General features: G+C 29.9%; 21 protein-coding genes and 1 pseudogene. 9 read left to right on the plus strand and 13 right to left on the minus strand.

Annotated features, from left to right (window positions below):
- Positions 1-2 precede the first annotated feature (2 nt).
- Entirely contained in the window at positions 3-1,916 is a 1,914-nt protein-coding gene (locus tag ACW9UN_RS03495) for a CocE/NonD family hydrolase (protein ID WP_459483908.1), read from the minus strand.
- A 249-nt stretch (positions 1,917-2,165) separates the two neighbouring features.
- Here ACW9UN_RS03495 and ACW9UN_RS03500 point away from each other — a divergent pair, with 249 nt between their 5' ends.
- Positions 2,166-2,771 (plus strand): ExbD/TolR family protein, encoded by a 606-nt coding sequence (locus ACW9UN_RS03500; RefSeq protein ID WP_459483910.1) that lies wholly within the window; start codon positions 2,166-2,168, stop codon positions 2,769-2,771.
- 51 nt (positions 2,772-2,822) lie between these two features.
- Positions 2,823-3,599 carry a diadenylate cyclase CdaA gene (gene cdaA, locus ACW9UN_RS03505; RefSeq protein ID WP_459483911.1) on the plus strand — a complete coding sequence of 259 codons (777 nt, stop codon included), beginning with the start codon at positions 2,823-2,825 and terminating at the stop codon, positions 3,597-3,599.
- Between the two features lie 63 nt (positions 3,600-3,662).
- Here the strand turns inward: cdaA and ACW9UN_RS03510 are convergent, their stop codons facing one another.
- From ACW9UN_RS03510 to truA, 3 genes are all read right to left on the minus strand, one after another.
- Entirely contained in the window at positions 3,663-4,103 is a 441-nt protein-coding gene (locus tag ACW9UN_RS03510) for a hypothetical protein (protein ID WP_459483913.1), read from the minus strand.
- A 140-nt stretch (positions 4,104-4,243) separates the two neighbouring features.
- The gene (locus ACW9UN_RS03515) at positions 4,244-6,010 is read right to left on the minus strand and encodes an ABC transporter ATP-binding protein (protein WP_459483915.1); all 1,767 of its coding nucleotides are present in this window, start codon (positions 6,008-6,010) and stop codon (positions 4,244-4,246) included.
- Between the two features lie 3 nt (positions 6,011-6,013).
- Complete coding sequence (gene truA / locus ACW9UN_RS03520) at positions 6,014-6,739, minus strand: tRNA pseudouridine(38-40) synthase TruA (protein WP_459483917.1); 726 nt, start codon at positions 6,737-6,739, stop codon at positions 6,014-6,016.
- 63 nt (positions 6,740-6,802) lie between these two features.
- Between truA and ACW9UN_RS03525 the strand changes: the two genes are divergently transcribed.
- Positions 6,803-7,300 (plus strand): metallophosphoesterase family protein, encoded by a 498-nt coding sequence (locus ACW9UN_RS03525; RefSeq protein WP_459483920.1) that lies wholly within the window; start codon positions 6,803-6,805, stop codon positions 7,298-7,300.
- Here the strand turns inward: ACW9UN_RS03525 and ACW9UN_RS03530 are convergent.
- The 4 genes from ACW9UN_RS03530 to ACW9UN_RS03545 all read right to left on the minus strand — a co-directional run bounded on the left by ACW9UN_RS03530 (position 7,287) and on the right by ACW9UN_RS03545 (position 11,286).
- Positions 7,287-9,092: a tetratricopeptide repeat-containing sensor histidine kinase gene (locus tag ACW9UN_RS03530; RefSeq protein WP_459483922.1), complete on the minus strand. Its 1,806-nt coding sequence runs from the start codon at positions 9,090-9,092 to the stop codon at positions 7,287-7,289. The genes ACW9UN_RS03525 and ACW9UN_RS03530 overlap by 14 nt on opposite strands.
- Before the next feature lie 12 nt (positions 9,093-9,104).
- Entirely contained in the window at positions 9,105-9,773 is a 669-nt protein-coding gene (locus ACW9UN_RS03535) for a hypothetical protein (protein ID WP_459483924.1), read from the minus strand.
- Between the two features lie 149 nt (positions 9,774-9,922).
- Positions 9,923-10,588: a response regulator gene (locus tag ACW9UN_RS03540; protein WP_459483925.1), complete on the minus strand. Its 666-nt coding sequence runs from the start codon at positions 10,586-10,588 to the stop codon at positions 9,923-9,925.
- 266 nt (positions 10,589-10,854) lie between these two features.
- Positions 10,855-11,286 (minus strand): DUF4293 domain-containing protein, encoded by a 432-nt coding sequence (locus ACW9UN_RS03545; protein ID WP_459483927.1) that lies wholly within the window; start codon positions 11,284-11,286, stop codon positions 10,855-10,857.
- A 198-nt stretch (positions 11,287-11,484) separates the two neighbouring features.
- On the opposite strand from ACW9UN_RS03545, the gene rho reads away from it, so the two are divergent.
- Positions 11,485-13,188 carry a transcription termination factor Rho gene (gene rho / locus ACW9UN_RS03550; RefSeq protein ID WP_459483929.1) on the plus strand — a complete coding sequence of 568 codons (1,704 nt, stop codon included), beginning with the start codon at positions 11,485-11,487 and terminating at the stop codon, positions 13,186-13,188.
- Between the two features lie 90 nt (positions 13,189-13,278).
- On the opposite strand, the gene ACW9UN_RS03555 is transcribed toward rho, so the two are convergent.
- Positions 13,279-15,234 (minus strand): putative porin, encoded by a 1,956-nt coding sequence (locus ACW9UN_RS03555; protein ID WP_459483932.1) that lies wholly within the window; start codon positions 15,232-15,234, stop codon positions 13,279-13,281.
- Between the two features lie 135 nt (positions 15,235-15,369).
- Between ACW9UN_RS03555 and rnhB the strand changes: the two genes are divergently transcribed.
- Both rnhB and ACW9UN_RS03565 read left to right on the plus strand, forming a co-directional pair.
- Positions 15,370-15,969 (plus strand): ribonuclease HII, encoded by a 600-nt coding sequence (gene rnhB / locus ACW9UN_RS03560; RefSeq protein WP_459483934.1) that lies wholly within the window; start codon positions 15,370-15,372, stop codon positions 15,967-15,969.
- Between the two features lie 172 nt (positions 15,970-16,141).
- Positions 16,142-17,194, plus strand: coding sequence for a nucleoid-associated protein (locus ACW9UN_RS03565; protein WP_459483936.1), 1,053 nt, complete (start codon positions 16,142-16,144; stop codon positions 17,192-17,194).
- Between the two features lie 78 nt (positions 17,195-17,272).
- On the opposite strand, the gene lipB is transcribed toward ACW9UN_RS03565, so the two are convergent.
- The gene (lipB, locus tag ACW9UN_RS03570; RefSeq protein WP_459483937.1) at positions 17,273-17,980 is read right to left on the minus strand and encodes a lipoyl(octanoyl) transferase LipB; all 708 of its coding nucleotides are present in this window, start codon (positions 17,978-17,980) and stop codon (positions 17,273-17,275) included.
- 66 nt (positions 17,981-18,046) lie between these two features.
- On the opposite strand from lipB, the gene ACW9UN_RS03575 reads away from it, so the two are divergent.
- Both ACW9UN_RS03575 and ACW9UN_RS03580 read left to right on the plus strand, forming a co-directional pair.
- Positions 18,047-21,826: a reprolysin-like metallopeptidase gene (locus ACW9UN_RS03575; RefSeq protein WP_459483939.1), complete on the plus strand. Its 3,780-nt coding sequence runs from the start codon at positions 18,047-18,049 to the stop codon at positions 21,824-21,826.
- On the plus strand, positions 21,823-22,497 hold the full coding sequence (locus ACW9UN_RS03580) for a glycoside hydrolase family 78 protein (protein ID WP_459483941.1): 675 nt from the start codon (positions 21,823-21,825) through the stop codon (positions 22,495-22,497). The genes ACW9UN_RS03575 and ACW9UN_RS03580 overlap by 4 nt, the downstream gene beginning before the upstream one ends.
- 263 nt (positions 22,498-22,760) lie before the next feature.
- Here ACW9UN_RS03580 and ACW9UN_RS03585 read toward each other — a convergent pair whose 3' ends face one another.
- Together ACW9UN_RS03585 and ACW9UN_RS03590 are read right to left on the minus strand one after the other, a co-directional pair.
- On the minus strand, positions 22,761-23,276 hold the full coding sequence (locus ACW9UN_RS03585; RefSeq protein ID WP_459483942.1) for a DUF4136 domain-containing protein: 516 nt from the start codon (positions 23,274-23,276) through the stop codon (positions 22,761-22,763).
- A 5-nt stretch (positions 23,277-23,281) separates the two neighbouring features.
- Positions 23,282-24,325, minus strand: coding sequence for a M28 family peptidase (locus ACW9UN_RS03590; protein ID WP_459483944.1), 1,044 nt, complete (start codon positions 24,323-24,325; stop codon positions 23,282-23,284).
- A 69-nt stretch (positions 24,326-24,394) separates the two neighbouring features.
- On the opposite strand from ACW9UN_RS03590, the pseudogene ACW9UN_RS03595 reads away from it, so the two are divergent.
- A pseudogene (locus tag ACW9UN_RS03595) lies at positions 24,395-24,529 on the plus strand (3-deoxy-8-phosphooctulonate synthase); the annotation flags it as partial.
- 184 nt (positions 24,530-24,713) lie between these two features.
- Here ACW9UN_RS03595 and ACW9UN_RS03600 read toward each other — a convergent pair.
- Complete coding sequence (locus ACW9UN_RS03600; protein WP_459483947.1) at positions 24,714-24,881, minus strand: hypothetical protein; 168 nt, start codon at positions 24,879-24,881, stop codon at positions 24,714-24,716.
- Between the last annotated feature and the right edge of the window lie 18 nt (positions 24,882-24,899).

Here is a 24,899-nt window from a genome sequence, read left to right on the forward strand (position 1 = left end):
CTTTAATTTTTAAGTACAGAAAACTCGATACTAGAATCTGTAAAAACAGTATGCGTTTGTGTTTTAAAGTCGGCCTCATCTGCTTTGTAAATATTATCTACATACGTTTGCGGATTTAAATCGATTAAAGGAAACCAAGTACTTTGCACTTGAATCTGTAATTTATGTCCTTTTTTAAACGTATGAAAAACATCTTGCAATTTAATATTTACAGCTGTTTTTTTGTTAGGTGTAAAAGGTTCTGGTTTTTCGAAACTGTTTCTAAAACGCCCTCTTAAAACTTCACTCCTAACCATTAAATGATAATTACTCATTTTTAAATGATCTTGTAAGCCTTCATTATCTTCTTTTGTATCTGATGGATGAACATCAATCACCTTTACAATCCAATCTGCTGCAGTTCCTGTAGTTGCTACTTTTAGTTTCGCTAAAATATCTCCAGCTAATGTAAAGTCTTCAGTTAAAACATCCGTTTCAAAAACCAAAACATCAGGTCTTCTCGCTGCAAAACGCTGATCGTCTGTCATGTATTTTCTAGGTGTAAAAACGGTTTTAATATCCTCAGAATAAGGTACAGGACGTTTGATATCACTAATAAAATTAATTTTTGATGTTGATTTTTTATCCGAAGTTAATTCTTGATTTTCAGACAAAAACCAATCTTCTTTCACTACATTTTTTGGTGGCCATGAATCGTAAGATTTCCATTCTTTTTTACCTGAATCAAAAACATAAGCTTCTGGTAAACCTGAATTTTTATCACCTTTACCTTTTAAGAAATGGTTAAAAAATTTTGTTTCTATTTCTGATTGAAATTTTAAAGAAATTGAATCGCCAAAATAATAATTACCAACTGTATTTTTTACGGTATTTCTTGCCCATTTCCCATGATCCCAAGGCCCGAAAACCAAAGTATTGTAATTATCTTTTCCGTTTTTTTCTATCCCTTTATAGGTTTCTAAAGGTCCGTATAAATCTTCAGCATCAAACCAACCCCCAACAATCATAGTTGCTACAGTACTTGGTACTTTATCCATGTGTTGTATTATTCCTTTACTCTTCCAATTTTCATCGTAATTTGGATGCTCTACAATTTCTTTCCAGAAAAAATCATCAATTCTATCTTTCGAAGCTGTTGCATTAACGTCTAATTTATCATACTGAAAAAACTCATTTAAATTTTTTAATGGTCCTTTATCTAAGAAAAATTGATATTGATCTTGCGAATTCATCTTTGGAAAAGAATACCAAGAAGTGTCTGTTGGAGTATCTTTATAAGTACCAAACAAAGAAATGGCTCTAAAATAACTTAATAAAAAAGCTCCATTATGATGAAAATCGTCAAAGAAAAAATCGCCAATACAAGCTTGTGGAGAAGCCGCTTTTAATGCAGGATGCGCATCTATTGCAGAAACTGTTGCATAATGCCCAGGATAAGAAATTCCCCAAGTACCCACATTTCCGTTATTATTTTCTACGTTTTTCACTAACCAATCAATGGTATCATAAGTATCAGAAACCTCATCAGATTCATTTTCTTTTTTATTGGGTTTGTACGCTCGCATATTATCGTAAACGCCTTCACTCATCCATCTACCTCTAACATCTTGATAAACAATAATATTACCTTCTTTCATTAAATGAATATTTGGTCCAATTTTAGTTTTCATTCCATCTCCATAAGGTTTAGAACTATAAGGCGTTCTTTGCATTAAAATTGGATATTTTTTAGAAGTATCTTTAGGCGAATAGATTGTAGTATGCAGTTTTATGCCATCTCGCATTGTAATATCTACTTCTTTTTTGGTGTAATTGTCTGCTACATAATTCTCTTTTTTCTCTTCCTTTTCTAAGGATGAATTACAAGAAATAAAAATAAAAATGCTGCAAAAGAATACTAGTAATTTTGTTTTCATAATGGTGTTTGATTTGTTGTTATAAATTTACAAAACAAAAAGAGTTTGGAAAAGAAACCATTGTTAAAATGAATTTTGGTTATTATTATAATTTTCTAAATATCAAAATAGAACTATTCTAGTAATTAATTCTTTGGCACTCTTTTTGTTAAAAAAATGTTAACTCAACTTACCTAAACTTTAATAAGCTTCTTGAATTTATCAAGAGGAAAAAAAATCAAATTTATTAACTTTTAAAAACTAGGTATTATGAGTAGAAAAGAATCTCCAGAAATTAATGCAGGGTCTATGGCAGACATCGCATTTTTATTATTAATCTTCTTTTTGGTAACAACAACTATGAATGTTGATGCAGGAATTAACAGAAAAATTCCGAAGAAAGATCCATCAGCAGCGGCATTAACCATTAAAGACAAGAACATTTTAGAGGTAAACATCAACCTTAAAAACGAAATTTTTGTAGAAGGTGAAATTGTATCACCAAAAACTTTAAAACAAATTGCTATCGATTTTATAGATAATGGTGGTGGTTTAGATACCCAAAACAAACCCTGTGATTGGTGCCAAGGACAACAATTATCAACCTCATCAGATCATCCAACAAAAGCTTTTATCTCTGTAAAAACAGATAGAAACACCAATTACGAAACTTATATTTTAACAATAGATCATTTAAATGCGGCTTACACACATTTAAGAAATAAATTGGCGGTAAAATTGTACAACAGAAATTATGTAAGCTTATTAGAAGATTATAAAAAAACGAATCATCAAGATAAATTACTTGAATCGAAAATTAAATTAATTCGAGAAAAATATCCGCTTTTATTATCTGATGCAGATATAAAAAACTGATATGGTACTCACAGAATTTATTAGTACTTTTACCTAAAATGTATCTTTTACGTGTTAGATTTTATTGAATTTTCTTTTTTAGATATTTTAGATATTTTGCTAGTAGCAATACTACTCTACTATATTTATAAATTATTAAAAGGTACTGTTGCCATTAATATTTTTATTGGTATTGCATTAATTTTCTTAATCTGGAAAATAACACAAGCCTTAAAAATGGAAATGCTAAGTGGTATTTTAGGCTACTTACTTTCTGGTGGTGTTATTGCTTTAATTATAGTTTTTCAGCAAGAAATACGTAAATTTTTGCTGATGATTGGTACGACAAACTTCTCTAACAAAAAAAGTTTTTTAAAGCAACTTAAGTTTTTACAAACCGAAATTGGTTCTGAAATTGAAGCTGAAAAAATTGTAAGAGCTTGCAACAACATGTCTAAAAACAAAACTGGTGCTTTAATTGTTATTGAACGCACCAATAGTTTAGACTTTTTAGTGAATACTGGAGACCAAATGAATGCTTTAGTAAATGAGGTGATCTTAGAAAGTATATTTTTTAAAAACAGTCCTTTGCACGATGGTGCCACCATTATTAGAGATAATTATGTTGTGGCTACAAGAGTGGTTTTACCTATTTCTGATAGCACAAAAATACCAGCAAGATTTGGTTTAAGACACAGAGCTGCAATTGGCGTAACCGAAAAAACAGATGCTATTTGTTTATTGGTTTCTGAAGAAACAGGCGAAATTTCTTACATTAAAGATGGTGAATTTGTTTTGTACACCACCCAAGATGAATTGATAGAAAAAATAAAAAAAGACAGTATTTAAAATAAAAAAAAGCTCTCAAAATTTGAGAGCTTTTTAATTTTATATTTTTTTAATGATATCCAATTAGGATTCCATATCATTTTCAATTTCTTTTACTTTTGCATCAATTTTATCCATTGTAGCTTTAAAAGAGGCTTTGGCTTCTGCACTTAAATTTTTAATGTACATTTCGCTTTTCTCAGCAAACTCTTCAGTTTCTTTTGCAAACTCAGAGTTTTTAATATTTTCTGCGCCTTTATCCATTTGTGTTTTTACATAAGCAGCGTAAGATTTTAAATGCGCTTCTGCTTTTTCATCATCAAATTCTGGAATTGAAATATCATCGAAAGCAGATTTTACATCATTTCCAAATTCATTTAACTCGTCTCCAGCTTCTTCTAATCCTTCATTAATTTCGTTTCCTATTTCAGTAGTCTCTTCATTAATTTCTTTTTTGGTTTCGTTTTTACAAGATGTGATTACTAAAGCTGCAATTACCAATATTGATATTCCTAGTTTTTTCATAATTTATGTTTTTGTATTGATTAATAATTTATTACGATACAAAAATAGAGGTATGATAAACTGTTTTTTATCTCTAAAAAATCTTTTTTTAACTCGTTTAAAAAGTAATTGTGTTTAAATTGATGGTTTTGCGAAGTATTTTAAGAAGCTACATCTAAACTAAACTGCTTGTCGTACAAATTTTTATAGTAGCCATTTTCTTTTTCTAACAACTCTTGATGCGAACCTTGTTCTACGATCAATCCTTTATCCATTACAACAATTTGATCTGCTTTTTGTATGGTTGCTAATCTGTGTGCAATTACAATTGATGTTCTGTCTTTGGTAATGGTTTCTGTTGCAAATTGAATCATTTGTTCTGCATGAGCATCTACAGAAGAAGTAGCTTCGTCTAAAATTAAGATACTTGGTTTGCTAACATAAGCTCTTAAAAAAGCAATTAATTGTCTTTGTCCTGAAGATAACATTGCTCCACGTTCTTTTACATTATAATGATAACCTCCAGGAAGTGTCATTATAAAATCGTGAATACCAATTTGTTTTGCGGCTTTTTCAACTTCTTTTAAAGTGATGTTTTCATCTTTTAAAGTGATGTTATTCAGAATAGAATCTGAAAATAAAAAAACATCTTGTAATACAATGGCAACTTGATTTCTTAAACTTTCTAAAGTATAATCGTCTACAGAAATTCCGTCTATTTTTATACTACCACCATCTATTTCGTAAAAGCGATTTATCAAATTAATAATGGTCGATTTTCCTGCTCCAGTTGCACCAACAATGGCAATAGTTTGTCCAGATTTAACTTCTAAAGAAACCCCTTTTAGAACAAGTTCGTCTTTAACATAACTAAATTTAACATCATCTAAACTGATATCACCTTTTAATTTTTCAGCTTTAATTGTTCCGTTTTTGGTGATGCTGCTATCAGTATCTATCACTTTAAAAACACGTTCGCCAGCAACAATACCCATTTGTAATTGATTAAATTTATCTGCAATTTGGCGTAAAGGTCTAAATAACATTTGTGCAAATTGTATAAAACCCATTATCATACCAATAGAAATACCAGAATCTTGCACAACTTGTCCACCACCAAACCAAACAATTAGTCCAATACCTATGGATGATAAAATTTCTGCAATCGGAAAAAAGATTGAAAAATACCAAATGGTTTTAATATTTGCTTTTTTGTGCTTATCGTTAATTTCTTTAAAATTCTGATATTCAATGTTTTCACGATTAAACAATTGTACAATTTTCATACCTGTTACTCGCTCTTGAACAAATCCGTTTAAATTGGCAACTTGATTTCTAACTTCTTGAAAAGTAGCTTTAATTGCCACTTGAAACAATTTTGTAGCATAAATTAAAATGGGTAAAATTGATAAAGTGATTAATGCTAATTTCCAATTTAACACTAACATTACTACAGTTACTGCTAACATTTTTAGAATATCACTTAAAATGGTAAACACACCATTGCTAAAAAAAGCAGCTATGGTTTCGATATCAGAAACAACTCTTGTTACTAATTTACCCACAGAATTATTATCGAAATAAGACATTTTAAACTGTAAAATATGTCTGAATATTTTTGCTCTTATATCTCTAATAATATGTTGCCCAACCCAATTTGCAAAATAAATGAATGAAAACTGAAGCGAAACTTCTATCAACAAAATAACCAACATGATTAAGGCATAATTACGCAAACCAACTTTATCATTAGATAAAATATAATCGTTAACCGTATTTATTAAAACCAAAGGTGATAAAACCGAAAATAAGGCTAATAATATAGTTGATGAAGATGCAATAAAAAAATACAAACGATAGCGTTTTGCAAAAGACATTAGTCTCGAAAAAATTTGCATATCAAAAGCATTCCCTGTTTTTTCTGCCAAAACTTAATATTTTATTTTTGTTAAAAATAATCCTTTTGCAGGAACTGACAATCCTGCATTTCCTCTATTTCTACTTTCTATTATTTTTCTAAAATCATCTACAGATAATTTACCTAAACCAACATCAATTAAAGTACCAACAATTGCTCTTACCATATTTCTTAAAAAACGATTTGCAGAAATATGGAACGTTAGTTCGTCTCCTTTTTGTTGCCAAAAAGCCTCTGTAACATCGCAATTAAAAGTGTACACTTCAGTTTTTACTTTAGAAAAAGTTTGGAAATTTGTGTATTCTAAAAGTAATTTTGCGGCTTCATTCATTAAAGTTACATTTGGTTTTTGAGAATGAATCTGCCAAGAAAAATCTAACAAAAACGGATTTCTACCTAACCAAATTTTATATTCGTAACTTCTAGATTTAGCATCGAATCTTGCGTGTTTTTCATCATCAACCAAAAAAACCTGCTGTACAGAAATATCGTTTGGTAAAATTGAATTTAATTTAAATACAATTTTATCTTTTAATGGGGTATCAATATTAAAATGAGCAAACATTTGTGTTGCATGCACACCTGTATCTGTTCTTCCTGCACCCACAACTTCTATTTTTTCTTGATAAATTGTACTTAGTGCATTATTTAATTTTTCTTGCACAGAAATAACATCTGGCTGAATTTGCCAACCATGATAATTTTTTCCATTGTAAGAAAGCTCTATAAAATATCTCAAGAAAATGTGTTTTTGAAGAGACCAAAATTACATAATTTATTTTGTTATGATTACTTTTGAAATGTGAAAAAAATCTTATTATTATCTGACACACATAGTTATATTGATGATCAAATTTTAAAGTTTGTAAAACAAGCGGATGAAGTTTGGCATGCAGGCGATATTGGGAATTTAAAGGTTACTGATGCTATAAAAAAAATAAAACCTTTACGTGCAGTTTATGGCAATATTGATGATAAAGATGCTAGGGCTGAATTTCCTTTAGACAACAAATTTAATATTGAAAATGTTTCTGTTTGGATGACTCATATAGGTGGATATCCTAATAAATATAATTTAAGAATTCGTGAAGAGCTCAGTAAAAATCCTCCAAAAATATTTATTGCTGGACATTCTCATATTTTAAAAGTACAATTTGATAAAAAACTAAATGTATTACACTTAAATCCTGGAGCTGCAGGCAATCATGGTTTTCATAAAATAAGAACTATGCTTCGTTTTGAACTGCAAAAAGGAGAAATAAAAAATTTAGAAATTATAGAATTGGCTAAACGTGGTTAAATTCTTCGATTTCTAAAACAGGAAGTTCTACTGATATTTGTGTTCCGTTGTTGTTTGAGGACTTGATATGAAATTTACCTTTCATCATTCGTATTCTAGCTTTAATTTGATTGATTCCTAAACCATCTTTTACATCGATTTTATTTTTATCGAAACCTATGCCATCATCAGAAATTTTAAGATAAAGAACCTTATTTTCTTCTTTTAATTGTATGAGTGCGTTGTTTGCTTTGCTATGTTTTATTACATTGTTTACAAATTCTAAAATTATATTGTGGACTTTAATTTCAAAATTTTGCGAATACCTTCTAATTTCACTAATATCCGTATCTAAGGTTAATTCTGAATTAGAGAATTTATCTGCGAGATCTCTTATTGCAAACATTAAACCAAATTTTAATAAAACGGAGGACACCAAATTATGAGACAAGCCTCTTACTTTATCTGATGCTTCTTCAATTATTCGTTGAGTTTTATCAATTTCTACAGGGGTTTTACCATTAAATTGTTTTCTTGTAGCTTGTAAATGTAAATTTGCTGAAGATAACAAGGCACTTACACTATCATGTAAAATTTCTGCAATTTGTTTTCTCTCAGACTCTTTACCATCTATAGTTGCGTTTAAAATTCTTGCTTGAGATTCTGCTTTAATTTTTTCAATTTCTTTGTTTTTAAGTAGTTCTTTTTGTGAAAAACTTAATGCCAAATTTTTCTGTTTTAATTTATTTAAATTGATGATATAGGTTAAGGATGAAATAATTAATAAAGCTACAACGCCTAAAATCCAAAAGGTACGTTGTTGCTTTAATCTTTTATTTTCTTCTTCTTGTCTTACTATTTTTTTTGCGACATCAACATTATATTCAGCATTTATTTTTTTTATTGCACTTCTAAATTCATTATCTCTTAGCTCATCTCTTATTTCATAGGAAATTTCTTGAAAATCATATGCCTTGTAATCTTTTAAATTTCTTAAAGCCCAAGCCAAATTAAAATATAAACTTGATTTGAATCTTATTGATTTAGAACTCTCGTTATTTTTTATTAAATCAAGGGCTTTTAGATAATAATCTTTAGCTGTGTTGTATTTTTTTTGAATTAAATAAATACTTGCTAAGTTTCCGAGAGCAGCTGCATGGTTAACATTATCATTTCTAGATTTATGAATTTCTATTGATTTATTAGCATAAATTTCAGCTTTATCATACAAACTATCATTGATATATAGTGCAGATAAGTTACTGTACGCAATAGCTTTCGTATCTAACACTAACGGATTATATTCATCAAAACTTATAACCTTTTTATAAAAAAATAGAGTACTATCTTTATAAACCTGTAATGAATCTCTCTCTTTTAATTTGTGATAGGAACTACCCAATCTAAGAAGATTCTCTACCAAATGAAGATTGTATTTATTACTAAAATTATCATCTTCTTTTAATAAAGAATCTTTTAAAATTAAGTTAACATTTTTCTTGAAATACTTTATTCCATTCTTAAAACTTAGCGTTTCATAAAATATATTACCTATTAAAAAATTAGTCTTTAGGTTAATATCTATTTCGTCCTGACCAACAGAATCTAGAATTTGAAAAGCTTTTTTTAGAGCTAAATCAAATTGTTTTTCCTTATAGATACTATCAATTTCAACTAATTTTTTATATGTAACACTATCTTGTTTTTTATTTAAAATTTTATACGAAGATGCTAATCCTTTATAAGATTTTAAACTAGGTAAAGCTTGAAAAAGAATAGTAATTGATAGAAGTATACTTTTAAATGTTATCAATTAATATTTTTTTTAATTAATTATAACCTCAGGTTTTCTTGTTACCATTAAAAAATCAGAAGATTTTGCGTTTGGATTACTAATATAATTTACAAAATCAATTTTTAATGGTTTCCCTTCTTCTTTTTCTAAAGTTCTAGAAAAACTAGTTTCACTTCCAGCACCATCTTTCAAATGCACCTCATAAGTACTAATTGATTCATTATACACAAAAGAAACATCTACATCATTTTTTACATCGAAAAATAAATCATATGTACCATCTTGGTTTCCTTCTACACTGTAAGATGCTAGTTTAATTCCATTTTCTTTTCTTTGAAGACTTATATTATCATCAGTAATAGAAATGTATGCACTTTTATCTGAGTTTGCATCTACAAAACTAACTTTTAAGTTACTATTATCTATAACTAATTCTTGAGAGATACTTTTAGCTGTTTGTGCTACTTTTGCTGGTGATAGTAAAAATTCATTATTATTACCCTCTGTAAACTTATCTACTTTGGTATAATCTTCTACATCAAAATCAACGGAATAAGCTCCTGTTGCATCCCTTTTAATTTGATAGGTTTTTAACAAACCCGACGAGTTGTTTTCTAAGCTAGTTGTTTCTTCGTTAGAACAAGAAGAAAATGCTACACTAACGGCTACTGCTAATGCTAATACACAATTTTTTTTCATGGTTTTAATTTTAAATTTAGACTATTTTAACTACGTAACTACAGGCAGGTTCTACAATGCATACAATAAAAGGTAAATAATATTGGGGAAAACCTTTCAAATTTTTTAGGGGTTAACTAAAATCTTAGTCAAAAATTTGAAATAATAATTTAGACGATTTTATGTTTTACCGCATACATTGCTAAACCTACTGAGTTTTTTACTTTTAATTTTTTTAATAAATTTTTTCTGTGTGAATCTATAGTACTAATACCTAGACTAAGCATTTCTGCAATTTCTGGAGTACTGTACTGCTCTGTTATTAATTTTAATACTTCTAATTCTCTATCGCTTAAGCTTTCTATCAAATACTTATCTGGTAAATCGCGATCTGATACTTTTTGCCCTGATAAGGCTTTTATTAGTTCTTTTTGAATACTTGGCGTAAAAAACTGTTCTCCTCTTACTACCGCTTTTATGGCATCAATAATAAATTCTCCAGCGTTATTTTTGGTGATGTAAGCATTGCAACCAAGATTTAACATTTCTTGTACAATCTTAATATCATCATAACTCGACACGATTACAACATTTTGACTGATGTTATTATCTTTAAAGTGTTTTAAAACTCCAATTCCGTCTATAATAGGCATTGTAATATCTAATACTAAAACGTCTGCCTTATTTTCTGGATTATCGAACCAATTTAATACTTGCTTGCCAGTTAAAGAGTATCCATTAAACTCTATATCCTTATCAGTATTTAGTACAGCTTTGATACCATCAATTACTATCTTGTGATCATCAGCTACGTGAACGTAAATCTTTTCTTTCATTGTTACACTACAAATTTATACTACTAATTTAGATTACACAATCCCCATTTATGGTGAAATTTTTCTCTCCCCATAAATGGGGAGGCGCCTCCCCATTTATGGGGAGAGCACTCTTTTAAATAGCTATTTATCAGCACTTTAAAAAACAGCAAATTTTATAGATTTTGGTGCTTTTTATAGATTTTGTAAAAACTGCTATTTTTAAAAACGCAAAAAACCGAGAAATATCTCGGTTTTTTTCGCACTAAATATACTATTTGTTAGTTTTATCTCAATCTGTCTACAGATTTTACAAGATCTTCATCCTTCTTAATAGCTTTGTTTGCCAAAACAATAAGCAAAATAGCTACAATTGGTAGAAACATCCCAATACCTTTCTCTGAAACTGCGGTTTCTCCAGATAAATTTAGAGACAAATAAATCAATAATCCTAATAAAAAAAGGTTTATCAATATAATAATACGTCCTATAACAAATTGTAATTTCCTGTCTTTGTATAGAAAAACAGTTACAATTGATAAAATAGCAGACATGATGAACGTAAAAGGAATTATTTTTAACATAACATCCTCTTTCGAAAACAAATTTACAACAAATATTTTTTCTTTAGTTGTATTCCATAAATTAAATACAAAAATTAAACCTCCAGAAACTATTGAAGCTAATAATAAATAAATGGTTTGTATTCTTTGAATCATATATATGTATTATAAAACAAAAGTAGAATTTCTTTTTCAAAAAAAGAAAAGTTAAAAGTGAAAAAAAAAGTATATATTTGTCACATAATAACCGCACAAAAATATTGTATAGTGCTATATACAATACTATAAACTCAAACAAAGAATTGTTAAACGTCTTAAGTGTATAAGACTTACTATAACTTAATTAATATATAAATGTTCGAAATTTCTGAACTAAAAGCAAAAAAACTTACTGAATTACAAGTAATTGCAAAATCTATTGGCCTTACCAAAACAAGCCAATTAAAAAAGTTAGATTTGGTGTATCAAATATTAGATAAACAAGCTGCTGATCCTGCAGCTGCACAAAAAACTGCAGCTACTGAAGAAAAGCCAAAGGTAGAAAAGCCAAAGGCAGAAAAGCCGAAAAGAAAAAGAGTTGTTAAGAAAGCAACTGCCAATGAAGTAAAGTCTGTTAAAGAAACTTCATCAGAAGCAACTAAAACAACCAAAAAACCTGCACCAAAAAGAACACCTAAAAAAGAGGTTGTTCAAGAACAAAAAGCAGCAACCGAAACTGAAAAAAATACTGACGTTAAAGAGGTTAAAGAACAAAATCCAGTTCAAAAAAACAACCAACAACGCAATAATAACAGTAAGAATACATCTAGAAACAATAGTCAACATAAAAATAATTCTCAACAAAATAACAAACCAAGATCTAAAGACAATAGTAGAGATAAAAAAACTGTAGCTAGTAGAGGTAATAAATCTAACAATAGGTATAAAGATCCTGATTTTGAGTTTGATGGTATTATAGAAAGTGAAGGTGTTTTAGAAATGATGCCTGATGGTTATGGTTTTTTACGTTCTTCTGATTATAATTATTTATCATCACCAGATGATATTTACGTGTCTCAATCTCAAATTAAATTATTTGGTTTAAAAACTGGAGATACTGTTAGAGGTAATGTTCGTCCGCCAAAAGAAGGCGAAAAATATTTCCCTTTAATTAGAGTTTCAAAAATTAACGGATTAAACCCTAACATTGTTAGAGATCGTGTTTCTTTTGAGCATTTAACACCTTTGTTTCCGCAAGAAAAGTTCGATTTGGCAGAAAGAGGTAGTTCTTTATCAACAAGAATTATCGATTTATTTTCGCCAATAGGAAAAGGACAAAGAGGTATGATTGTTGCCCAACCAAAAACGGGTAAAACAATGCTTTTAAAAGATGTTGCAAATGCAATTGCTAAGAATCATCCAGAAGTTTATCAAATTGTTTTGTTAATTGATGAAAGACCTGAAGAGGTTACAGATATGCAAAGAAGTGTTCGTGGAGAAGTTGTTGCTTCTACTTTTGATGAACCTGCAGATAAACACGTTCGTGTAGCAAATATTGTTTTAGAAAAAGCAAAACGTTTGGTAGAATGTGGGCATGATGTGGTAATTCTTTTAGATTCTATTACACGTTTAGCAAGAGCCTACAACACTGTTGCTCCTGCATCAGGAAAAATACTTTCTGGGGGTATAGATGCTAATGCATTACACAAACCAAAACGTTTCTTTGGTGCTGCAAGAAATATAGAAGGTGGTGGATCTTTAACAATTATTGCCACTGCACTTACAGAAACTGGTTCTAAAATGGATGAAGTTATTTTTGAAGAGTTTAAAGGAACTGGTAATATGGAACTACAGTTAGATCGTAATATTTCTAATAGACGTATTTATCCTGCTATCGATTTAATTAAATCTTCTACAAGACGTGATGATTTATTGTTAGATGATAAAACCGTACAAAGAATGTGGGTGTTGCGTAAATATTTGGCAGATATGAACCCTATAGAAGCAATGGAATTTATTAACGATAGAATTAAATTCTCTAAAAACAACGATGAGTTTTTAATTTCTATGAATGGGTAACATTTTCATTTAAGACATAAAAACAGCCTTTTTTAAAATTTAAAAAAGGCTGTTTTGTTTTATGAATATTCTAAAAGTAAGCTCCAGTTATTAAATAAACCAATTCCAAACCAAGCCAAAACGTACTGTAAAATCTCTATAAGGATAGTTTGGCGCTGAAAAATAGTTCTTTTTAGAAAAGGATGAGGTTACATTATCTACTTTTAAATACAAGCGTGTTCTACGAACTCTTGCATTAAAAAAAACATCAAATGTAGGAAAACCAATTTCTTCTGAATTTTGTAAAGTAAATTCACCTAATAACGGATTGTAAGCATTTGCAAAGTACTTGGTAAAATATTTAAAGGTGATTCCAATATTTACCAACATTGGCTTGCCTTCGAACCAATCATCAGCATAGTAAAAGGTATTTCTTGTTACCAATTCTGGAACTCTAAAAACAGAACTTCCGCTACTAACATTTTGATACATTACAGTATTGTCTAAAGCTAATTTCCAAAATTTAAACTCGCGATTTACCTTTGCTTTTAAATATACAATCTGGTTTTCAAATTGTTGAGGAGTATTATTTGCATTAAAAAAAGTAAAATTATCTATGTTGGTAAAGTTTACATCAGCATTTAACCATTTAGAGGTAAAAGCAAACCCTAAATTTCTTGTATTTACATTGCTAAACGTATCGTTTAGCCAGTTGTAATCATCATAACCACTTTGATGCAAAAGCGTATTAAAATTTGGCGATTTAGAATTCAACAAAATGCTTGCTTTTACAGCAAAAATGCTATCTTTATTATAAACAGCCTCTCCCCTAACATAATTACCAGACAACCTACCTAAACCAGGAGTTATAGACGCATCTGCATTTAACTGAAAGTTTTTAATTTTGGCTTTCCAGTCTGCCCCAAAAGAAATAGCATTGCCTTCTAATTTTAACTTATCTATTTTTTCGCTGCTATTTAAAATAGTATCATATCCATAAGAATAACTAGTTAAGTTAGCTTTAGCTTTAAATTTACCTAAGACATATTTCGAATTGAATTCTAGATTCAATTCATTGTTAGTAATTTTACTTTTAGCAGTTTTATCAACCTCACTTATGGCATTAGCAGAGCCAAAAATGGCAGTTGTAGTAGTAGATTGGTCAAAACGAAAACTTTTATTTTCATTTGTAAAAACATGCCCTACTTTTAAGTTGCTAAAATCTTTATCGTTAATGGTATCTTTATTAGCAATTAACTTGTAACTATGTTCTAAATATATTCGATTACTATCAAACTGACTTTCGGCATCTGTTAAGTTTACATCTAATCGAGAACGTTGATCAAAATTTTCATCCTCATTAATAAAATTTTCTAGCATTTCTGGAGTTAGCCCACCATTTTCTTGATGAAAAAAATCTTGAGAAGCATAATGCCCCCTAACTTCGTATTGATTATTCTCTGTTCTATAGTTAAAAGTTCCTCTAAAATTTCCATTACTAACCAAAGTTCTTCTATAAGCTCCTTGAGATCGTAATCCCTTATAAGACATAGAAAAGTTTAATCTTCTTGAAAAATTTACGGTAAAAATTGCATCAACTACCTGCCCTTGCTGTAAACCTGTTCTGTATAAAATTTCTGTGGTTGGTGTGGGTACTTTAAAATATTTAATATCATCAACCTCTAAATAACTAACTTGTTTTGCAGTATATCCAATATCTGGCAACTTATTTAAATCATTAAAAGTATAGCCTAATTTATTGTGTGTTTGTCCTTGATTATGGAATTCTAAAAACTCAAAATTATCTTTTCTTAAATAATTAAACTTATATTCTTTTTGTAGAGTAAGCGTGGTGTCTACATAAGATGTATCTCTATTATGAGAAATAATTTTATAATCGGTATATTTTGTTTTACCCGATAAAACTACTTTAGTTTCTAAAGAAAGGCTATCCGTTTTTTGATTAGAAGAGAAACCACCTCCACTAGCACCTCTAATTTGTTGAGCGCACAGCGCATGATTTACAATAACAACTAATAAAAAAAATAAAAAAGAGTGTCTTAACATAGTAAAAATCTGCGTAGCAAATGTAAAATAATAAAACGAAAAGATTCGTTAATAAATTTAATGAAATCTGTTAATTCTTTACAGAATTTTTATCAAAAAAAACAAACCTTTACAAAACTTTCTTTTCTTTGTAAAATGTTACAATCAAATTTTAGTGGTTTTACTTTAGAAGCAGGTACAGACGAAGCTGGTAGAGGCTGTTTGTCTGGTCCTGTTGTGGCTGCAGCTGTTATTTTGCCTAAAGATTTTACACATCCATTTTTAAATGATTCCAAGCAATTGTCAGAAAAAAAGAGAGACGAATTAAGACCTTTTATAGAACAAAATGCTTTGGCTTTTGGGGTTTCTTTTATTTGGCAAGAAGAAGTTGATAAAATAAACGTACTTCAAGCTTCAATTACAGGTATGCACAGGTCTTTAGATCAACTAAAAATTACGCCAGAATTTATCATTATAGATGGCAATAAGTTTCGTAATTATAAAGACATTCCACACAAAACTATTGTAAAAGGCGATTCAAAATATCTAAGTATTGCAGCAGCATCTGTGTTGGCAAAAACCTATAGAGATGAGTATATGGCTAAAATTCATCAAGAATTACCCATGTACAATTGGCAAAAAAACAAAGGTTACCCAACCAAAGAACACAGAAATGCCATTCGTGAATTTGGTGCCACAAAATACCATAGAAAAACATTTAAGTTGTTGCCAGAACAATTAAAGTTGAAGTTATAATTTTTTTTAGAAGCTATTTCCTGCTTTCACTACTCGCTTTTTTTGCTCCAAAAAGCAAAAAAGAGCTCAAACAAGTCGTTCAATCAGGGCTAAACTTGTTTGCAAACTTTAGTAAATAACTTCAAATTATTTAAAAAAGTTCAACTATTTTTACGCTCCAAATTTCTAGATGATGATTAAAAAAACAAGAGCCGAAATCACCAAATGCATTTTACACAAAGTCGCTAATAAATTCAATAGCGGTCAAAATGTGCTTTCAGAAGATTTAATTCGTTTCGATCAAGAAGGTTACGATTTAATGAAGAGTTTTTTATTAAAACCATTTGGTAGTTTAACACAAAGTTATCGTTTTTCTCATCATGCAGATGTGCGTTTAAATGAGTTAAATAATTATGCATCAGAAGTTTTTAAAGACGAAAATACGTTTATAGAATACTCTAAAAACATTGTGAATCATTTGTACGAACAATCGAATTCTGCTCAAATTAAAACAGGAGATGTAATTGTAGTTTTTATAGAAGGTTTAGAGTATAAAGATGTTTTAACAGAGGCAATTGGAGTTTTTAAAATCGAAAATAAGGTCGATTTTTTTCAGACCTATTTAGATGATAATGATAGTTTTGATGTTGTGGTTCAAAAAGGAATATCAACCAAAAGAATAGACAAAGGTTGTTTAATTTTAAATACATCAGATACAGAAGGTACAGTTGTTTTTTCTGTAGATAACAACAATTACGATGCCCAATATTGGATTAAAAACTTCTTATCTGTAAAATTAGCAGATGATTATAACTCACATACTCAGAACTATTTAGAGTTGTGTAAAGAGTTTTCTGAAGAGGTTATAAAACCAGAATTTGGGAAACACGAACAAGGTAATTTCTTAGCAAATACAGTAGATTATTTTAAAGAGCATGAAGCTGTAGATTATCACGAATTTAAAGACGAAATTTTTGAAGAAGACAAACACAAAGATTTGTTCGAAGATTATAAAAAACACTATGAAGATTTAAATGATGTTTTAATCCGTAATAATTTTGATGTTTCTGGAGTTGTTTTAAAGAAAGAAAAAAGCAAGTTAAAAACAGAAATAAAGTTAGATACAAATATCAGTATAAAATTAGATGTAGATGCACCAGATGCAGCCTCAGAATATTTAGAAAGAGGTTATGATGAAGAGAAGAAAATGAAATATTACAAAGTGTATTTTAACGAAGAGAAATAGGTTTGTTTGTTAGTTGTTAGTTGTTAGTTGTTAGTTGTTAGTTAAGGAAAATCATATAATTCCATCAACCACTAACCATTAACTATCAACCAAAAACTCATCAACCTCAAAAAGTGTTTTAAAATGCTTTAAAATTTTAGTTTTTACTTCTTCTAAATCAACCTTTCTATTCAATTCAGCTTCCATAGAAGTAACTGCTTTACCTTTAATTCCACAAGGAATAATATTGTCAAAATAGCCTAAATTCACATTTGCATTTAAAGCAAAACCATGCATAGTTACCCACCTAGAAGAACGAATCCCCATAGCACAAATTTTACGAGCAAAAGGGGTACCAACATCAAGCCAAACACCTGTTTCACCTTCGCTTCTTGTGCCTTTTATTCCATATTCTGCAATGGTTAAAATAATGGTTTCTTCTAATAAACGCAGGTATTTATGAATATCTGTAAAGAAATTTTCTAAATCTAAAATTGGGTAACCTACAATTTGTCCTGGGCCATGATAAGTAACATCTCCACCTCTGTTAATTTTGTAAAAAGTAGCTCCTTTTTCTTTAAGTTGATTTTCATTCAACAGTAAATTACTCATATCACCACTTTTGCCTAAGGTGTACACATGCGGATGCTCAACAAACAAAAAGTGATTTTTAGTAGTTTTTTGCAAGTCATTTCTACGATTAGAAATCTTAACATCTACAATTTCTTGTAAAAGTTCAGTTTGATAATCCCAAGTTTCTTTAAAATCTTTAAAAGACAAGTCTTTTAACAGTATATTTCTAGCCATAATAGTAATTACAAAGGTAAATATTTCATTATATTTGAAACTATAATGTATGTTAAATACACTTTTATGAAAAATAGATTACCCCTTTTTCTTTTTTTAGGATTCATATTTTTAGGTCAACACGTAATTTTAGCCCAAAAATTATGGACAAAACAAAAAAAAGCAAGTTTTACACTTTCTAAAAAAGAAATTTATCACAAAAAAAACTTTCCTACGAAATACGAAATAGTAAGTTTCAATAAAGAAATTTTTGAGAATAGTATTCGTAATAAATCATCAAAAGAAAAATTTATAGAATTACCGGATGCTAATGGTAATTTAGCACTTTTTAGCATTCAAGAAGATTCTAATTTTGATATTATCTTACAACAAAAATATCCAAATATAACCTCTTATACTGCTCAAAGTATTACAAATCCGAATACAATTGCTAAAATTAGCTGGGGTACAGATGGATTTCATGGGGTTGTATTTTCTAAGACTAAACCGAATTTATACATCGATCCTTATACAAAAAACAATAAAAATTATATTGTTTATCAAAGCATAAATTTACCAAAAGCAGATGAAGATTTTAAATGCTTGGTAGAATCTCATACTAAAACAGCATTTTCATCAAACAATCAACAAAAAACAAACGATGGTACATTTAGAACGTTTAGAATGGCGTTAGCCTGTACTGGTGAATATGCACAATTTCATTTAGGGCCAACTCAACAGAATATTTCAGATTCAGCTACAGATCAAGAAAAAAAAGCCGCAGTTTTATCTGCTATGAATACTTCTATGACAAGAATTAATGGCGTTTTAGGAAGAGAAATTGCCATAAAATTAGAGTTAGTAGCCAATAATGATGCAATTATTTTTTTAGATGCTGAAACTGATGGGATGACAGATGAATCTACAGGTACACTTATTAATGAGATACAAGCTATTATAGACTCGAATGTTGGTGATGCTAATTATGATGTAGGCCATGTGTTTAGTACTGGTGGTGGTTCTTTAGACGGTGCTGCAATTTTAGGTAGTGCTTGCATAAGCAACCAAAAAGCAAGAGGTGTAACTGGTTTGGGTGCTCCTGTTGGTGATGCTTATGATATAGATTTAGTAATACATGAATTAGGACATCAATTTGGTGCTACTCACACTCAAAATAACGATTGTAACAGAACAGATGCAACAGCTGTAGAGCCTGGTAGTGGTTCAACTATTATGGGATATGCAGGAATTTGTTCGCCAGATGTAAAATCAGGAAATTCAAATGGTAATAGTGATGATTATTTTCACGCAGTAAGTATTGCACAAATTTTAAATCTCTTAAACACTTCTGCGAGTTGTGCTACAGTAACAACAACCAATAATACAGCTCCAACTGCAAATGCAGGGGCTGATTTTTCAATTCCCAAATCAACTCCGTTTAAATTAACAGGTACAGCAACAGATGTTGATGGTACAAGTTCTTTAACCTACAATTGGGAACAAATAGATAATGAATCTGCTACAATGCCTCCAGTGGCAACAAATGCAGTAGGACCACTTTTTAGGTCACTACCCTCAAAAGATGTTCCTGTTAGGTATTTTCCTGATTTAGCTACTATCGTTGCAGGAAACACCTCTACTACTTGGGAGGTTTTGCCTTCCGTGGCTAGACAACTTGATTTTGCGTTTACGGTTAGAGACAATGATTCTAGAGGAGGAAACACTGCTAGAGATGATGTAAAAATTGAGGTTGTAGATGCAACTCCTTTTTCGGTTACTGCTCCTACTACTGCTGTAACTTGGAATACAGGTTCTACACAAACCATAACTTGGAATAAAGGTGAAACTGATACCTCACCTATTAATTGTTCTTTAGTAAATATTAAACTCTCTGTTGATGGAGGTGTAACATTTCCAATCACTTTAAAATCCAACTCTCCAAACGATGGTACAGAAGAAGTATTAATACCAAACAATGCCACAGACTCAGCAAGAATAATGATAGAAGCTGCTGATAATATTTTTTACAATGTAAATGCAATAGATTTTACCATAAGATCTACTGCTCCAACTTTTGTAATGAATAATACAACAGGATTTCAAAGCGCTTGTAATACTGGTAATGAAAGTGTGACGTATACTTTAAGTTTCGATTTTATAAATAGTTTTTCTGAAGTAGTTACACTTACTGCAACAGGACAACCAGAAGGTGCTAACGTAACTTTCAGTTCTTCTACAATTAGTGCAGATGGTAATATCAGCATGATAGTTTCTAACCTTGACGAAAAAACAGTGGGTGATTATGAAATAAACGTTATTGGTACATCAGCATCTGTAACACAGCCATTAAATGTTAATTTTAAACTGATTTCTCCTGAATTCAACCCCTTAACGCTAACATCGCCTTCTAATGGTGCAACTGCAACAAATTTAAATGAAACATTAATGTGGACCTTAGATAACAATGCTACTTCTTATGAGGTTGAAGTGGCTACAGATGCTTCATTTTCTAATATTATTTCAGCTGCAACTGTTGCTACCAACACTTATACGCCCAATAATATTTCTAGTGTTACGCAATATTTTTGGAGAGTAAAACCCAAAAATAAATGTGGTGAAGGTGTTTTTTCTGACACGTTTAACTTCACCACAAAACTAGGCGTGTACTGTTCATCTACTTTTACAGATGAAGCTGGTGGATCTGAATACATATCTAACGTTACTTTTGGTAATATTAATAATAACTCTGGTAACGATACAGAAGATGGTTATCAAGATTTTACAGCAATAAATACTGTACTGGTTAAAGGCAAAGAAACACAAATTAGTGTTACTTTTGATACTGCTGGTTATCAAGACCATTGCTACGTTTTTATAGATTGGAATCAAGATTTTGAATTTGATATTGATACAGAACGATATAATTTAGGTACAAGAACCGAAGATATTGCTACTGCTTTATTAAGTATAACTGTACCTAACAATGCTAGGGTTGGCGAAACAAGAATGAGAGTTGTTTTAGAATATGATGATCCCTCAAACGGATTTGGTGAAGGTGCTTGCGATGCTGATCATCTTACAGAATGGGGAGAAACCGAAGATTATACCATAACTATTGTTGAAGCTATTGGCGATAACAACTTTGTTATAAAAACAACTGCTGAGTCTTGTCAAGACTTAAATGACGGAATAATTACTGTAAATATTTTAGATGCAACGCATAGCTATACCTTAACAATTTTGGGCACTAACACAAATATCGAAGAAAACATACCTAGCTCAGGTTTTGAACTTGCTAATTTAGCCCCTGGTAATTATCAAATATGTATAGAAACTGTAGCGCTAAATACTAACCATTGCTATGAAGTTATTGTCGAAGAAGCTCAACAAATAGACTTAAAAGTAGCTGCTAAAAACGAATCTAACACGTATTCTTTTGAAATTTTAAAAGGTACACCACCATTTGAAGTGTTTTTAAATAATGAGTTAATTGGACTTTCGAGTAGCAAAAATTTTGATTTGAATATCAACGAATCAGGAATATTAACTGTAAAAACAGCCATAGCATGTGAGGGTGTTTTTGAAAAAAATATTAACGATTTATTGTCTAGTAATAATAGTACACCTCAAGTTATTGTTATCAAAAATCCTGTAAAAGATTTTATTGAACTGCGCTTATCTTCTAACATCAACAATCCAAATATTGAAACAAATATTTTTGATATCACAGGTAAACTTATTTATCATCAAAATCATAAAACAACATCAGATATCATAAAAATTCCGTTCAATACTTTTGCCAAAGGAATCTATATTTTAAAACTATCTCTTAAAGATGCTAAACCAATTAAAATTTTAAAACAATGAAGCAATTAAACACCTTACTTTTAATTTGCTTTTGTTTAATAGCATTTCAATGTTCAAAAAAGGCAACTAATCAAGCTCCAACAGCAGTATCACTCATATATCCAAGTGAAAATTTGCTATGTATTGATAATACCATTGCTTTTAATTGGAGCACAGCTATTGATCCTGAAGATGACGAAGTTGAGTACAATATCATCATTGCAAAAGATAGGGCTTTAACAAATGTTATTGAAAATAGAATAATATCTAATACTCAAGTTACTATAAATTTAGAGCAAGAAACCGCGTATTATTGGAAAGTTGATGCTTTAGACGTAAACAATAATCAAGGCACAGCATCTGAAACCTACGCTTTTTTTACTCAGGGTGATATTGTTACAAACTACGCACCATTTACATCAGCACCATTAACACCAGAAAACAACAGCCAAATTAATTCGGGTTCCGTAAATTTAACTTGGGATGCTGCAGACGTAAATTCAAATGATACACTAACTTATGAAGTATACTTTGGTGAAGCTAATAACTTATCTTTACAAGATGATAATGTGGCTGTAAAATCATATTCAGTTTCAGTAGCATCGGGTAAAACTTATTCTTGGCGAGTTGATGTAAAAGATCAACATGGGGCAAAATCTATTGGTCGTGTATGGACGTTTAGTGTTAATTAAATATCGGTTGTTTAAAAAGTGAATTATAGTTGAAGCATTCTATATTTTGAATTGGATTTTGTCTGTCTTATACTGATTAAAATGCAACAAAAACCATTGATGAACAATTAACTCCTTTTTAGTGTTCGATAAGAATGCAATTGCTATTAAAATGAAAAAATCTTAGCTTAAAGTTGAGGTTTCTATACCTTAACAACATCATTACACAGTAATTTTTTAATAAATTAACCTGTATCATATAGAACTAGTGAGATCTAACTCATTTAATGAGGTGGGTATTTTTCTAAAATTCTTTTAATAATTTCCTGAAAATGATTTTCCTTGTCTTCTGGCTCTCGTTTTTCTTTAATGGTAGAATTTAAAATTCCTTCCCAAAAAATTTCATTTGTTTTAGCATTTACAAACTCAATAGTAAATTCTTCATTTAATTTTTTACTTCCTATAGGTATTCCTCCAGAAATTCCAAAACCGCCATTTCTATTTCCAGAACCAATACCAATTCCTATAGAATTCGAATTCCGTGCTTCTGAATAATTGGCAATTGCATTAATGTAAAAATCAGGATTATCATTTTGCTCTAATCCTTTTTGTTGTAGCTCTAAATTTAAGATTGATAGTACTCTTTTTACATCAAAATCATTTAAACCTTTACCTATATCTTCAAAAAAATGATAGGTTTTAAAATTGTTAAAATCGATTTTTGAGTCGTAATCTGCTATCACTTTAGATGATGAGCAACTCATCAATAAAAACAAAAAAAGAAACTGAATTTGTTTCATTATCATTATTTTTTAACTTCTTCTAAAACTACTCTTGTAGGTGTATCTTTTCCGTTAATAATACTTGCTGTACCTTTTGCAACTGCCTGAATGGTTTGTGTAATTACAGTCATATTTAAAGATTCTGCTTCGTCAGAAGCTTTGTGATAATCTTTATCTACATCTATTGCAGTTGTAGAAAATGTATGCGAAGGCACACCTAATCTTGCTAAAGACGCATTGTCTGATCTAAAAAACAGATTAAACTTCTTGTAAGGATCTGGAAATAATTGATACCCTGAACCTTCTAAATTCTTTTGCACAATTTTCCCAAAATCAGAACGTTCAAAACCAGTTAACCAAGCTGTATTAGGTCCAAAACTTGGAATTTTTCCAATCATTTCTAAATTGATTCCTGCAACAAATTTACTAGCGTCAATACCTTTACCAAAATGAGTAGAACCCACCAAACCCATTTCTTCTGCAGTAAAAGCAGCAAAAATAATGGTTCTTTCATTACCCACTTTCTTAAAATATTCTGCCAAAGCCAAAACACCTGTTACACCAGAAGCATCATCATTTGCACCATTATAAATACTATCTAATTCGCCCTCTTTATTTCTAATTCCTAAATGATCATAATGTGCGGAAATTATTACATATTCGTCCTTTTTACTTTTACCTTCTAAAACTCCAATAATATTTGCACTTGTAATTTCTTCTTTAGCTCTTCTTGGCGTAAAATTAAACGTTTGTCTATAAGAATCTAATCCGTTAAAAGTAGTTAATCCTATTTTTTTATACTCATTTTCTATATATTTTGCCGCCTTTTCTATACCTGCTGTACCCGCTTTTCTACCTTGCATATCATCAGAAGCTAGGGTATACAAATGTTTTTTAACGGTTGTAGAATCTATAAAAAAAGGCAAAACTAATTTGTTAACCTCCTCACTTTTAGAAGGTGATGTTCCATCTACTCCATCTTTACCGTTATTTCCTTTAACAGCTACTTTACAGCTACCCAATATAAACAATCCTAATACAACTATTATTTTAAATGTTTTGGTCATAATATTTATCAAATTTTAATGCATAAATATAACTAATTTAAATGCTTATTTTTATGTAAAATTTTTCCAATGATATTATCTGAAATTCCGAATATAAAACGTACAACTGCAAATAACTTCTTTTTACTTTGTGGTCCTTGTGCCATTGAAAGCGAAGAAATGGCGTTAAGAATTGCTGAAAAAGTAATTACAATTACTGATAAATAAGAAGTTGATTTATGTTTTACCAATGAACTAACAATTTAATTGATATACTGATGTTAATAGCTGCATCGGTTTTACTATTGATACAAGAATTTACGGAGATGTTATCAATTTTAGTGAATTTCACAAAAAATAAAAAGGCTACCTTTTCAAATAGCCTTTTGTATTAAACACAAAATTTAAATTAGAATCCTGTACCTGGTGCTACAGGACTCTGTGCTTGTGATTTTTGCGGATTCAAAATCGTATAAGTTCCTAATGCAGTAAGTGCTGCATATTTACTGTAATTACCTATTTTTTTTAAGGCATCTTTGCGTGTTATATCTTTGTCTTTATGCATATCTGTGTTCATTATATATTTTTATGTTTA

It is taken from the genome of Polaribacter litoreus (assembly GCF_054584775.1).

Bases quoted from the DNA above. Each gene is read 5' to 3' on its own strand.
- ACW9UN_RS03535 (WP_459483924.1), bottom strand. From the start codon at position 9,773: ATGAAAAAAAATTGTGTATTAGCATTAGCAGTAGCCGTTAGTGTAGCA.
- ACW9UN_RS03545 (WP_459483927.1), bottom strand. From the start codon at position 11,286: ATGATTCAAAGAATACAAACCATTTATTTATTATTAGCTTCAATAGTT.
- lipB (WP_459483937.1), bottom strand. From the start codon at position 17,980: ATGGCTAGAAATATACTGTTAAAAGACTTGTCTTTTAAAGATTTTAAA.
- rho (WP_459483929.1), top strand. From the start codon at position 11,485: ATGTTCGAAATTTCTGAACTAAAAGCAAAAAAACTTACTGAATTACAA.
- rnhB (WP_459483934.1), top strand. From the start codon at position 15,370: ATGTTACAATCAAATTTTAGTGGTTTTACTTTAGAAGCAGGTACAGAC.
- ACW9UN_RS03575 (WP_459483939.1), top strand. From the start codon at position 18,047: ATGAAAAATAGATTACCCCTTTTTCTTTTTTTAGGATTCATATTTTTA.
- ACW9UN_RS03510 (WP_459483913.1), bottom strand. From the start codon at position 4,103: ATGAAAAAACTAGGAATATCAATATTGGTAATTGCAGCTTTAGTAATC.
- ACW9UN_RS03600 (WP_459483947.1), bottom strand. From the start codon at position 24,881: ATGAACACAGATATGCATAAAGACAAAGATATAACACGCAAAGATGCC.
- ACW9UN_RS03540 (WP_459483925.1), bottom strand. From the start codon at position 10,588: ATGAAAGAAAAGATTTACGTTCACGTAGCTGATGATCACAAGATAGTA.
- ACW9UN_RS03590 (WP_459483944.1), bottom strand. From the start codon at position 24,325: ATGACCAAAACATTTAAAATAATAGTTGTATTAGGATTGTTTATATTG.
- ACW9UN_RS03555 (WP_459483932.1), bottom strand. From the start codon at position 15,234: ATGTTAAGACACTCTTTTTTATTTTTTTTATTAGTTGTTATTGTAAAT.
- ACW9UN_RS03565 (WP_459483936.1), top strand. From the start codon at position 16,142: ATGATTAAAAAAACAAGAGCCGAAATCACCAAATGCATTTTACACAAA.
- ACW9UN_RS03500 (WP_459483910.1), top strand. From the start codon at position 2,166: ATGAGTAGAAAAGAATCTCCAGAAATTAATGCAGGGTCTATGGCAGAC.
- ACW9UN_RS03580 (WP_459483941.1), top strand. From the start codon at position 21,823: ATGAAGCAATTAAACACCTTACTTTTAATTTGCTTTTGTTTAATAGCA.
- ACW9UN_RS03585 (WP_459483942.1), bottom strand. From the start codon at position 23,276: ATGAAACAAATTCAGTTTCTTTTTTTGTTTTTATTGATGAGTTGCTCA.
- ACW9UN_RS03495 (WP_459483908.1), bottom strand. From the start codon at position 1,916: ATGAAAACAAAATTACTAGTATTCTTTTGCAGCATTTTTATTTTTATT.